Here is a 13,288-nt window from a genome sequence, read left to right as displayed (position 1 = left end):
TGAAGGAATTAGTAGCAAGCTGTCACTGTTATTCAGAAAGCTAGGGGTTGATGCAACCTAGCACAAACAGTCTTGCGAATTACACTCTGGAGTATCTTAGGTAATACTAAGCGGACTAGCAAACGATACTCTTGCTAAGAGTGGTATGAATAGAGGAGTCACACTATTTATGCAATTTGGGTGGTAACACGGTTATTCAATCGTCCCTATGTCTATTGTAGACATAGGGGCGATTTTTGCGTTATGGCGTTATTTAGAGGAAGTTCAAAAAGCTGACTTTTTGAACACGCACTATTAGGGGATAAATCAATATTGATATGAAAAGGGGCTGAATGAAAATGAGTAACATGAATATTATTGATGAGTTAGAATGGCGCGACGCGATTAATCAGCAGACAGATGCAGAAGGGTTACGCGAATTAGTCAGTGAGAAGAAGATTGCTTTGTACTGCGGTGTCGATCCGACGGGGGATAGCATGCATATTGGACATTTAATTCCATTCATGGTGTTGAAACGATTCCAAGCATACGGACATCTACCTGTTATCTTAATTGGTGGTGCGACTGGGACCATTGGTGATCCAAGTGGACGTTCATCCGAACGACAATTACAGACATTAGAGCAAGTACAAGACAATGTGAACGCCCTAACAGCGCAGATGAAGAAGTTATTCGTTACAGATAACGATGCACAACTGAAAATGGTAAACAACTATGACTGGACTCATAACATAAATGTGATCGACTTCTTACGTGATTATGGGAAGAATTTCAGTATCAATGCGATGTTGGCTAAAGATGTTGTATCCAGTCGCCTAGATAGTGGAATTTCATTTACCGAATTCGCATACCAAATTCTTCAGTCTATGGATTACCATCACCTATATGCAGAAGAAGGAGTTCAATTACAGATTGGTGGATCTGATCAGTGGGGGAATATCACAAGTGGCCTAGACTTAATTCGTAAAAAAGAAGGCTCAGAAGCGAAGGCATTCGGATTAACGATCCCATTAATGTTGAAAGCAGATGGTACGAAATTTGGTAAATCAGCAGGTGGCGCGATCTGGTTAGATCCTGATCAAACATCACCGTATGAATTCTACCAATTCTGGTTGAATACAGATGATCGTGATGTCGTTAAATACTTGAAATACTTCACATTCCTAACGCAAGACGTCATTCATGAATTAGAGAATAAAGTGAATACAGAACCAGGTAAACGTGAAGCACAACGAGTACTAGCTGAAGAGATGACCAAATTCGTTCATAGTGAAGAAGCTTTAGCACAAGCCATTAAAATCTCGGAAGCCTTATTTAGTGGAGACATTAAATCATTAACAGCGGATGAAATTGAGCAAGGATTTAAAGAAATGCCTACTTTCGAAGCGACTAAAGAAACAAAGAATATTGTGGATTGGTTAGTAGATCTAGGTATCGAACCATCCAAGCGTCAGGCAAGAGAAGATATTACGAATGGAGCGATCTCTATGAATGGTGAAAAAGTAGCAGATCTAAACACGGAAGTATCTGCAGAGAAATCATTCGACGGCCGGTTCATCATTATTCGTAAAGGTAAGAAGAAATACAGCCTAGTTAGATTAGTGGATTAATAAAGTCATTGATATTCATGAATGAGAATAGTGGAGTTGTTAATCAACAAGTGCTAAAGTTGGCGGCTACATTAGTCAAAAGAGGGTTCCTATTGGAAGTCGAAGGAGATTGTATCATTCTGAGTGCCGGTAATAGGCCTCAAATGGAATATATCCATGATCCAACATGATGGACTGTTTCTGAAGGTCATGAACATGACTTTTTGGAACAGTCCTATTTGTATTTGCTGAAGGGCCGGTTATCGAGTTAGTGAGTTGACGTATATATCATTGGAGGGTTGCGGGAACCATCAATAAAAATAGTTATTGACTACAGTAAAATAATGAGTTATTTTTAAACGAACGTTTGATTAAAACAATTGTTTTAAAAATGAAGATTATGAAAAGAGGTAAGAAAAATGAAAAAAGCAATATTGGCATATGTTAAAAGGCCCCAAACAATTCTAGCCATCGTCGTAGCTTTGATGGCGCAAATTATTTTTTGTGCATTTTGGATGACGGCATATGATGGAGTACTAGAACGAACCAATCATTTGAAAATTGCGATCGTCAATGAAGATGGTGAGTTCGGTCAAACGATTGTACAGCAATTACAAGGAAAACTACCATTTGAAACGATAACGACGACCCAAGAAGCTGCAATTCATGATCTGAAGCAACGAAATGTTCATTTAATCGTAACGATCCCCGATAATTTCGGAAAAAATCTACAAACGCCAGACACGAAAGCGAAAATCTCCTACACACTCAATGAATCTAACTCACAAGTAACAAAAGGTGCCATGCAAAGCGTTGTAACGACACTTACCAATGAATTAAATCACAATGCTGGACTCCAAGGAACGCAAATGGTACTGGAACAATTTCATTTGCCATCCGAGCAAGCATCACTAACGGCACAAGGCCTATTGAATAAGGTTGAATCTGATCAACAATCGATCTATCCTGTAAATGGCATGCACAATCAAATGGTTCCCATGATGCTCGTGTTGGCTTCCTATGTTGGCGCGATGTTGATGGTCATGAACATATATCAAGTATCATTGATGATCGGGTCTGAAATCTCGAAATGGCAGCATTTTATAGCTTGTGCACTACTTAACATTATTGGAGCTATCGTCGTATCGTTAGCAGGATCTTCTTTGATCTTGGCTCTGGGCGGGCAGATGGAAAGTGGATTTTCTTCCTTCTGGTTATTCCATTTCTTAACGATCTTAACGTTCATGTTCTTCGCCCAAATGTTCCTTCTCGTTCTTGGTATGGCAGGTATGTTGGCAAATATGGCAATGCTCTCCCTACAGCTCGTGACCTCCGGAACGATCGTACCAAGAGAGATGTTAAGTGACTTCTATCAATGGTCTGGCCAATTATTACCGGCGACATATGCGGTTGAAGGATTAATGAATTTAGGATTCGGCGGCATTAATACGCACAAGGATGTTTTGGCCCTTCTGATTACATTGTTATGTAGTTTCGGTGTTGGATTGATGGTAACGGTGCTTAGGAAACAAAAAGGTTCATCTGAGCTTGTCGAACACAATCTACTTGATTAAAATCAGTTTTAATCATATGTTTAAACAAAGGTTCCAGTTGAAGTAAAATTTTTCACCTAGGGTATGAACAGGAGTTGTTGAAACGAATGGAGCGAGATGTAAAAGTACGTATTTTACTTGCGGCTAAACAATTGTTCGCTGAGCAGGGATTCGAAGGAACGACGGTCAGACAGATATGTGAGAAAGCGAACGCCAATATATCTTTGGTCTCGTACCACTTTGGTGGGAAGGAAAAAGTATTGCAAAACATATTCGAAATGTTTTTCCCTGGAACAGAAGTAAACATAATGAAAGAAATGGATGAAGACCTTGATGATCCGTTAATAGCCATTCAATTTTTGGTGGATCAAATTATATCTTTCAGCTATGAAGATAAAGAATTAAGCTCCATTATCAATCAAGAGCTAGCGATGGAGTCACCACGTTCTAAGGCTATCCTCTCATATATACAACCTACGTGGTCCAAATTGGATGAAATTCTAATCAAAGGTAAGAAGGAGGGAGTATTTCATTTTGACTCATTAGAGCATACATCGCTTATTATTAAAGGGATATGTTTATCGTATAAAAAATATCACAAGCTAATCAGTGAGACGGATGCTGAGAATATAAAGGATTATAAATTGATGAAACAAACGGCAATACAGTTTGTTTTAAAGGGTTTACAAGTAAATGATAAGGAAGTCTAATGATATTTCCCACTATAGTTAAAATTAGCGGTACGTATCATCCGGTAACGAGACGTAGACTAGTTAAGGCAGCTCATTTCTCTAACGAGGAAGGAGCTGTTTTTTAGTTTGAAGAGGAGAAGGGAATGCTTATGCAATCGATTTTGAATGCAACAGAAGTTCGAGCTAATTTCGGAAATTTTATCGATGATGTTGTTCGAGAGAAGCCTCAGTTCGTGAAACGTAATCGGGATATTATAACTAGTTTTTCACTACAGCAAATGAAACAGTTATTAGAAATCTATGAGTTTACTATTGAGTTTGAAGAAGAAAAGGGAGTCTTTACAGGTTCTATAGAACAGGTTGAAGATATCGTTAGTGAGGCAGCATCACTCGAAGAACTACGTAATGACTTAGCAGAGCAACTGGTAGATTACGCAAGTGACTATTATGATTCATATAGTGAGTATCTTGCCGCCCCCAACCGCAAAGCTCATGCACCTTATATTCTTAGGGTACTACTTTATAATGATGTGAGTGAAATTGCTGAGTTGATTCATTGCTTTTAGAATAAACTTATCGATATGACCGTGGGGATTTCCCCTCGGTCTATTTGTGTTACACAGGCTGTAACCTACCTCACGTTTTAATGGGTTTAGAAGTTAGATGAGGAGATGAATTGGATATGAAAAAGAACAACATTGTAAATCAGCCAGCACAACAGTTAGCAGCTTCCTTAGTGAAAAGAGGGTTTCTATTAGAGTAGAAGGAGATCGTATCATTCTGAGCGCAGGCAATGGGCCACAAGATTTACAGGATTTGAAGCATTTGCTAGGACATGCTGGCGTTCCCGTATGCTACTCAGGTCATCAAATGCAAATACTGACCCCCGTGATGCCCGCGGAAATTATAACGATGATTGAAAGATTACCTGTGCAGTATGGTAGATCTTTTATCCCGAATCACTTTCATTCATGGAGAGCTTTTACGAAACGAAATCATGGTGTGCGATGGAATAGTCTATCTCTAGATCGTGGGATTGCATTACTTGTGAAATCGATGAGCGCTAGCGGAATCCTTGTTACTGGTGGTTGTGATGGACATAGACGGAATGTGCCTCAAGTGTATTTTGCCAATGGTTGGTCTGCGGCGTGGTTTCACCTACTTCAACATCAATATTTTAAATTTACAGGTCTCCATTATGAATGGAATGTCGTTGTAGGTGACGATGCTAGCCCAAGGCTTCAAGCTGCATTAGGTGATCATCAGAAATGGACAATCCTATGATCCACCACGGTTAAACAGAAGCCATGATCAACCTATAGAAGACTGGGCAATGCTCAATACATCTCAAAAATTTAAAGGGTACTCTAAATTAGCGTTAGCTTATAAAAGACAAAGTGTGGATGTAGCGAACAAAGCACAGTCTCCCAAGAGGGTAGGAATCTACTAAGCATAGCGGAATTTCAGAGAATGAAGCAGAATAGTGCTACTTTTATACTGGATTGTACGGACTACGGTGAGAAGTATATTTTATACACAGGAGATAAGATACGTATTTCAGGTTGTAAGGAGGAAATTCTAAGCAAACTTCTCAGTTCTGAACAATCATGGAGTCAACAAGAATTGCAAGACAAGTTAGAGTGGAGTGGACAGAAGGTTCGTACCTACATCAATCGATTAAGAGAATTCCTGAAGAATGAAAGCTTCATTCAAGAAGAGCTTATTGTTACAGATGGAGGGTATAAATGGAACTATTCGGATTACTGTTTTGTTTGCGGTCGGGATGATCTGGAGTATGTGATGTAGTGTAGATTTATGTCGAACCCATCATTTATAGTTAAATAAGGAAAGGTTGAGGTGAAGATATGTTTATTCAATGTACTAAGAAGTTAGCTGATGCTATGAAAATAAAGACAAATGATATTACGCCGATCAAGCGTGAGCCATTCTGTGAGTGGCATGCCAATCTATTTATGTTCGATCGAAGAAAAGGCGTTATTCTCATGAACAATCTGACGCGATACTGCATTGTGTTATATGGATTAAAGGCTGAACATATATCGTGGCAAATTGAAGAATACATACCAAGTGATCATCTCAATTTAGTAGAACTCAATAAATGGACAGGCCGTTTATTCTGCGGAACACTTGGCTATGCACATCCTATAGATATATTGAAGAAGGAAATGAGTAAGATCGAGGGCTTTGCATCCTATGAAGAGGAATAGCGAAGTTATACGACAAGAAGCAGACGTACTGTCTGCTTCAATGGAGGTCTTAAGAAATGAAAGTGCATAAGAGTGAGAATGCAAAGACGAAAAATAAACTAGCAATGCATGTGTTTTTATCACATAATGTATATTAATTAGAATTAACCATAGTTTTTAACTGCTTGCTTAATCGACGTACTTCGGCAACAGCTGTGTTTATGGAAGCTATTAGCGCGTGTTCATTCTCAAGGGTTGATAGAATCTCTTGAGTGGAAGCTGAATTTTCTTCAGATATATTGGCTACATTTTCAAGTTGAATTTGAATATTAGTAAAGTTATCCGTAGCAGATGCGATTTCATCCATACCCTTTGAAAGTTCTTGATTCGTTTCTTCGAAGGAATCTATTATCTCTTCAAAATAGGAGGAAATTTCAATTAATAGTTTCTGTCCTTCAACCGCTGCGAATTCACCGTGAATGGACGTTTCTTGAGCTTCCTTTGATTGAAGGAATAGCGCTGTGGTTACCTCTGATATATCCATGGCCATTCGCTCACTTTGCTCAGCTAACTTCCGAACTTCAGCAGCAACGACGGCAAAGCCTCTTCCGTGCTCTCCAGCACGAGCTGATTCAATGGCAGCATTGAGAGCTAATAAATTCGTCTGCCCAGCAATTTGTTTGATTCCCTCTAGTAAAGAGTTAACGGTTGATAGACTTGTTTGTAGGTCGGAAACAGTGACAGCAGTAGTACTTATGGCTGAACTAACCGTGTTTATATGGTCTGTAACGACTTGGATCTTATTCCATCCGTCACGAACTTTTAGGTTTAGATCGTCAGATTTAATTACAATTCCTTGAGATATGGCGATGGTTTGATTGGCTTGTTGTAGGGATTTATCCATAGATTGATTGACAAGACTGATGCTATTCGCTTCATTCTGTATACCAATAGCCATTTGTTGTACTGAATCTAAGATGACATGGCTTGAATCGAAAATGTTTGAAATATTCGTGTTGAAATGACTTATATTGCTATCTAAAGAATCGGTACCTTCTTCAATAGAATTAAACGTGTTTTTTAGTTTCTCTAATAGCTTTCGTGTTTCTATTTCCTTCTGCTGAGACTCATTAATCAGAGCTCTTCCCCAATGGGTTAGTAAGTATAACAGGACCAATAATAAATCCAACAGTACTAGCATGATTATGAAATCCTGTACGCCATAATTGACATCCCCCATTAACCTCGTTGGGCTTATGAGGTAGGTTATGATGATGGCCAGGTTTATGTATATCCCGTATGCGAGAATCAGTTCTTTCTTAAAATATAAAGCGATCATAGCTATGGTTGTAATAATAATATAGTGCTTAGATAAGGCATAACCGTGTAGGTAGAAAAGAGCTATGATGACTAAGCTTGGTAGTACAGCAAAAAAAAGTCCCTTGAGATATGTATTGATAGGTAGATAGAAATTAATCGTAGATAGCATAATAAGTGCAGCGCTTGCAATAATAAAAGTAATACTTTGGGAAAATCCTATCGCGAAGATAATAGGTGTGCAAGTAAGGAGGACGCACAAGATCGTTATTAGTAAATTAACTTTATGCACCCTGATTGTATTATAGGTGTCTTGATTCTTCATCGATGATCCTCCAGTGAATAATAGATTATATTTCATTTGAATATATATATATATGAAATTGCCATGTAATCAGAAAAATATGACTATGAATATTATTTATACCAAAGAATATTTAGTAGTATAGACCTATATAATGTAGTTTAGATCCATATGAAAATGTTGTCAAACCATTTAATGTATGTATATTCTCCAATGTTCACCCAGTCCGTAATGACCCAGAGTAGTCTCCTTTTCTAGGTACAATGACCGTGTCAAGAGGAAGACCAGCATTCAGATAACGCTAGTCTTGAATCGTGATATAGATTAGACGTACAACAAGCTCAATGTCTTCTATGTATTGAGTTCATTGTATTTCTGAAGTGGTAGCTCACAGGTACCAATGAAGATAGATAAATGGAATACAGAGCATTTCAGGTCAAGAATTACTTTCCCTTTTGAATTAGGCTATATCCAAGGAGGTGAGAAAATGAAACAGGCTGAAATCGTCATGGCGGTGCAAAAAATGCAGGAATATATTGATGAGCATATGTATGAAAGGATTACACTTAAGCAGCTCTCCAATGTAGCGGGATATTCTTCGTGGCATTCATCCAGAATTTTCAAAGATATCATTGGAAGAACGCCAATTGATTATATGCGTGCGTTAAGACTGACTAAAGCTGCTCTAGTTCTACGTGACGAGGAACACAAAATCATCGATGTTGCATTAGATTATGTCTTTGACTCTCACGAAGGGTTCACTCGTGCTTTTTCAAAAGAGTTTGGTTTATCGCCGAAGAAATATAGTCAAAACACGCCGCCCATTCAACTTTTTATGCCTGAAAGAGTTTTCGATACCTACCGGGCTTTTCATAAAGGAGAGATGAATATGAGCGAGAAAAAAGAAAGCAAAACAGTATTTGTGCAAATTATTGAACGGCCTGCCAGAAAGGTTCTTCTTAAGAGAGGAATCAAAGCAACTGAGTATTTTGCATACTGTGAAGAAGTAGACTGCGATGTATGGCCTATGCTAACTAGTGTTAAAGAAGCCATGTATGAACCTATTGGAATATGGTTACCCCAGCACCTGATCATAAAGGGAACTTCCCAATACGTGCAAGGCGTGGAGTTACCGCTTGATTACAACAATGAAGTTCCTAGTGGATACGATCTTATGGAGTTGCCTCCATGCAAGATGATGATTTTCCAAGGGGAGCCGTATAACGACGATGACTTTAAGGGTGAAATTGGAGAAGTCTGGAGGCATATTGAGAAATTCGATCCGACGATTTATGGATACCATTGGGCACCTGAAGTAGCGCCGAGATTTCAACTTGCTCCAATGGGGTATAGAGGGTATATTGAGGCACGACCTGTTGTTGCAGTGAATTAACTCGGGTGATGTGAGTGTTCTACTTGTAAGTAATAACTTGTTATTATAACGGCATAGGAACATGTGTTAAAGCAGTTAGTTGTACATCATTATGAATACTCATTGTTTGAATAACCCGAGGAATCCGTGTCAGTGCATGGAGGTCTCGGGTTTTCATGTTATAAAGTTAAAATGATTGTATAAGCATACAAAATGTTTCCTTATCATACGTTACCCATTATTTTAACTATTGGTATAGTGAGTTGTAAGTGCTTACATGAATCAGAAATGCTCATTTGTATCGAAATATTAGGGTAGAAAGGTGATTAGAACATGAGAGTTAAACAAAAGATTGTTTCTGTATTTTTAGCTGTGTTGTTGACGTTAAGTTCATTTTCATTCAACATGGGGACTGCTTTGGCTGAAGAGTTGAACAGTTCGTATATTGTGAATGGTGGTTTTGAATCGGACTTTTGGACCGATCAATCATGGAGTGTGGAAACGGAAAACTGGGATCAAGTGGATCCACAGCAATATGCATATGCCAAGGACCAATGGATCATACCGGAAGAAGGAGAGCACGCATTCAAATATTGGATCAAGGATACGGCTTCTGAAAACCAGGCGTTGACGGTGAAGCAAACGATTATGTCCCTCCCTGCGGGAAGCTATGAGCTCTCGGTCAAGTCAATGGGCGGCGCTGTAATTGATAATGAAGCGGGAAATGTTGAATTGTTTGCGGGAAGCGAGAAGACATCCGTCGCTACCACCACTGGCTATAATGCTTGGGGGACGGTCAGCATGAAATTTGTCTTAGAGCAGGATACATCTGATCTTGTGATCGGGGCGAACATAAGTGGCGCTCCAACGGCATATGGATATTTGGATCGCTTTGAGTTGAAACAAGTGAGTCCTGAAATAACACCTCCCGTAACACCACCGGTGACTCCACCAGTGGCCGCGGATATTTTTGTGAAGAAAGTTGAAGGACTTCAGCCTGACTTTATTAAGGGCGTGGATATCTCTAGTATTATTTCTTTAGAAAATAGCGGAGTCCAGTTTTATAATGAGAGCGGGGATGGGCAGGATATTTTTACAACCGTACATGAAGCTGGGGTTAATTACGTTCGGGTACGTATATGGAATGATCCTTTGGATACAGCAGGAAATGGTTATGGCGGTGGTAATAACGATCTGGCAACCGCGATTGAAATCGGTAAAAGAGCGACTGCTAATGGTATGAAGCTACTAGTGGACTTCCATTATTCCGACTTTTGGGCCGATCCGGCCAAGCAACATACGCCCAAGGCATGGGCAAATTTGAGTTTCGAAGATAAGAAGATCGCACTGTATAACTATACCAAAGAAAGTTTACAAGCCTTGCTTGCTAAGGGTATTGATATTGGTATGGTTCAGGTAGGGAATGAAACCAATGGACAATTCGTCGGTGAATCTGATTGGGGTAAGATGAGCCAATTGTTTAAAGAGGGAAGCAGAGCAATTCGAGAGATCGACCCCAATATTCTGATCGCTCTACATTTTACAAATCCGGAGTCGGTGGGTAGATATGCTGGCTATGCGCAAACCTTGCAGAATAATAATGTAGACTATGATGTGTTTGCAAGTTCTTATTATCCATTCTGGCACGGTACATTAAGTAATTTGACATCTGAGTTGAAGCAGGTTGCCGATAATTATGGAAAAAAGGTAATGGTAGCCGAAACTTCTTACGCTTATACCGCTGAAGATGGGGATGGGCACGAAAATACAGCTCCTCAGAGCTCGGGTCAAACCTTGGATTACCCCATCAGTGTTCAGGGTCAGGCCAACTCAGTTAGAGACGTGATCCAAGCAGTTGCGAATGTAGGTGAAGCGGGAATTGGTGTGTTTTATTGGGAGCCCGCATGGCTTCCGGTAGGTCGGAAAGACAACTTAGAGCAGAATAAAGGTATTTGGGAACAATACGGTTCCGGTTGGGCCGCAAGCTTTGCGAAGGAATATGATCCTAAAGATGCGGGAGTATGGTATGGCGGAAGTGCCGTTGACAACCAGGCTTTGTTCGATTTCAACGGACATCCACTTGCTTCGTTGAATGTATTCAAATATGTGAACACAGGGGCTGTTGCCTCCATTGCCATAGATGAAATTAAGGATGTCTTGGTGAGCGCGATTGCTGGTGAGCCGATCAATCTGCCAAGTGTCACAAGCGTCACTTACAATGATGGAAGTTCCGGATTAATATCGGTTGTCTGGGACCAAGCCGCGATTGATCAAGCCATTAGCCAGGGTGCCGGCAGCTACGTGATCGGCGGAACAGCAGCAGGCGGTCAGGCGGTAAAGGCTTTTCTAGAAATTAAAAAAGAGAACTTCATCGTCAATGCAAGCTTTGAGAATACCGATAGAAGTATGTGGAAGATCAGTTATGGAGATGGAAGTGAACCACATACAGACTATCAGAACAAAGTTTCGGATGCCAAGACAGGGAACTATTCTCTGCACTTCTACTCTGCGAATGCGGTGGACTTTAGAGTAGAGCAGACCATATCCGGGCTGAAATCGGGATATTATTATCTCTCCATGTTTATCCAAGGGGGAGATACTGCAAATCCCGAGATGAATCTTTTTGCCGTAACAGTCGGCAAGGAAGTGAAAATCAATACAGGAGTCAATGGATGGGCGCAATGGAATAATCCTGAGATCCTGAATATTCTAGTTACCGATGGAACCCTTACGATCGGAGCTGATATCAAAGCGGATGGCGGCGCATGGGGAACGATTGATGATTTCTATGTAAGCTTTGTCAAAGATGTTGAGGGGCAGGAGCCTGATCCAGAAACTCCAGAAACTCCAGAAACTCCAGAAACTCCGGGAACCCCGGTGAGTCCTAAGGGGGTAATTTCTCAGCCTAATTCGAATATTATTATTAATCGGACGACTCAGCCGGACGGAACGAAGAAAGACAAGGTTGAGTATACATCGGCCAATGCTCTTGAAGCCATCAATAAGCTCGTTGCAGGTGGACTAAATACAGTTCGATTAGTCTTCCCAGATTTAGAAGACAATGTATCTGAGGTGGAGATTAGAATATCTAAGGCCACCATGAAGACATTGGCTTCCGGCAAGGTGAATCTGGAAGTGTATACAGACAATGTAAGATTAATCCTTCCACTGCAAACCATAGCCTCGCTGGACGGGGAATACCAATTCAAGTTCACTCCCGTTAAGAATGCGAATGCGATCAAGTCTGTTGAGGAGCGGGCGAAGCAAGCGAAGGTCGTTCAAGCGGCTGCGGGCGCAGGGAATATTAAAGTCGTAGGCCGTCCAATGACCATCGAGACAGGTATAAAAGGTCATCCGGTAGACCTGATTCTGCCGCTGCCAAGTAACGTGATTCCAACGGATGCGGCTGAGCGGGAGGCATTCTTATCTCATTTGGTGATCTTTATTGAGCATAGTGACGGCGAGAAAGTGCTGGTACAACCTCAATTAGTGCAGTATTCGACCGATAAGCTTGGACTGAAGTTCAGCGTTACTCAATTTAGTACATTTACTGTACTAAATATGGAAAATTGGAAAGCGTTCGAGCATCAACCGTATATGCAAGGGTATCCTGACGGGACATTCAGACCAGATCAATCCATTACCAGAGCCGAAATGGCAACGGTCCTGTCACGGGTTGGAGCAGCGGGGGATTCAAATGTCCAGACCGTGGATTATAAGGATAAGATAGATTTCCGTTGGGCAACAACTGATATTCTTAAAGTGACATCAGAAGGATTGATGACAGGCTATAAGGATGGCACATTTGGACCGAGTCTGTCGATGACCAGAGCCGAGATGGCCGCGGTTGTGGTACGCTGGATGAATCTGACCGGAGAATCGTCTTCATCATTCCCGGATACGAAAGACCATTGGTCGGTTCATAATATTGCCTTAGTTCAAGAGGCAGGGTACATGACAGGGATGACAGATGGAAGCTTCCGACCGGATAAGTTATTAAGCCGGGCAGAAGTAGTAACTATCATCAATCGAGTATTGAAATGAGAGTCTTTATTCGGTAGCGTGGCTGTAGCCTGATCTGATGTGACCCAGAACTATTGGATATTGTAAGTTCTAATATGCGAGCTCCAGCTCACGTGAAAGTGGTAGCACAGGGTTTAATTACCCTGGTGCCACCATTCTTTATTTAATTCGGAAATAGGGATCATTATTATTCATAGAGTGATTTCACAGTGGTGCTATAATAGGGTAAGA

10 protein-coding genes and 1 other annotated feature (1 of these 11 only partly in view) are annotated in these 13,288 nt (G+C 40.6%); of the genes, 9 read left to right on the top strand and 1 reads right to left on the bottom strand.

All coding sequences use genetic code 11. The features are described 5' to 3' along the window. Positions 1–211, top strand: a binding site (T-box leader) (it extends 10 nt beyond the left edge of the window). Between the two features lie 136 nt (positions 212–347). The 7 genes from tyrS (at position 348) to AC1TO8_RS16600 (ending at position 6,062) form a co-directional block, all read left to right on the top strand. Beyond that, positions 348–1,610 (top strand): tyrosine--tRNA ligase, encoded by a 1,263-nt coding sequence (tyrS, locus tag AC1TO8_RS16630; RefSeq protein ID WP_482056820.1) that lies wholly within the window; start codon positions 348–350, stop codon positions 1,608–1,610. A 398-nt stretch (positions 1,611–2,008) separates the two neighbouring features. Next, positions 2,009–3,163: a YhgE/Pip domain-containing protein gene (locus tag AC1TO8_RS16625; RefSeq protein ID WP_482056751.1), complete on the top strand. Its 1,155-nt coding sequence runs from the start codon at positions 2,009–2,011 to the stop codon at positions 3,161–3,163. A gap of 86 nt (positions 3,164–3,249) precedes the next feature. After that, a complete protein-coding gene (locus tag AC1TO8_RS16620) occupies positions 3,250–3,852 on the top strand; it encodes a TetR/AcrR family transcriptional regulator (protein ID WP_482056750.1) in 603 nt (200 codons plus the stop codon). A 131-nt stretch (positions 3,853–3,983) separates the two neighbouring features. Beyond that, positions 3,984–4,400 carry a hypothetical protein gene (locus tag AC1TO8_RS16615; RefSeq protein ID WP_482056749.1) on the top strand — a complete coding sequence of 139 codons (417 nt, stop codon included), beginning with the start codon at positions 3,984–3,986 and terminating at the stop codon, positions 4,398–4,400. A 250-nt stretch (positions 4,401–4,650) separates the two neighbouring features. Then, on the top strand, positions 4,651–5,118 hold the full coding sequence (locus tag AC1TO8_RS16610) for a hypothetical protein (protein WP_482056748.1): 468 nt from the start codon (positions 4,651–4,653) through the stop codon (positions 5,116–5,118). A gap of 186 nt (positions 5,119–5,304) precedes the next feature. Beyond that, a complete protein-coding gene (locus tag AC1TO8_RS16605; protein WP_482056747.1) occupies positions 5,305–5,640 on the top strand; it encodes a hypothetical protein in 336 nt (111 codons plus the stop codon). Between the two features lie 59 nt (positions 5,641–5,699). Next, on the top strand, positions 5,700–6,062 hold the full coding sequence (locus AC1TO8_RS16600; protein ID WP_482056746.1) for a DUF6933 domain-containing protein: 363 nt from the start codon (positions 5,700–5,702) through the stop codon (positions 6,060–6,062). A gap of 133 nt (positions 6,063–6,195) precedes the next feature. Here the strand turns inward: AC1TO8_RS16600 and AC1TO8_RS16595 are convergent, their stop codons facing one another. Continuing rightward, positions 6,196–7,683, bottom strand: a complete 1,488-nt coding sequence (locus AC1TO8_RS16595; RefSeq protein WP_482056745.1) for a methyl-accepting chemotaxis protein — start codon at positions 7,681–7,683, stop codon at positions 6,196–6,198. 466 nt (positions 7,684–8,149) lie between these two features. Between AC1TO8_RS16595 and AC1TO8_RS16590 the strand changes: the two genes are divergently transcribed. Together AC1TO8_RS16590 and AC1TO8_RS16585 are read left to right on the top strand one after the other, a co-directional pair. Beyond that, positions 8,150–9,055, top strand: coding sequence for a helix-turn-helix domain-containing protein (locus AC1TO8_RS16590; RefSeq protein ID WP_482056744.1), 906 nt, complete (start codon positions 8,150–8,152; stop codon positions 9,053–9,055). A 312-nt stretch (positions 9,056–9,367) separates the two neighbouring features. Then, complete coding sequence (locus AC1TO8_RS16585) at positions 9,368–13,078, top strand: glycosyl hydrolase 53 family protein (RefSeq protein ID WP_482056743.1); 3,711 nt, start codon at positions 9,368–9,370, stop codon at positions 13,076–13,078. The last annotated feature ends 210 nt before the right edge of the window (positions 13,079–13,288 follow it).

Source organism: Paenibacillus sp. Y859 (assembly GCF_056786405.1).
This window is presented reverse-complemented; position numbering and strand designations above follow the sequence as displayed.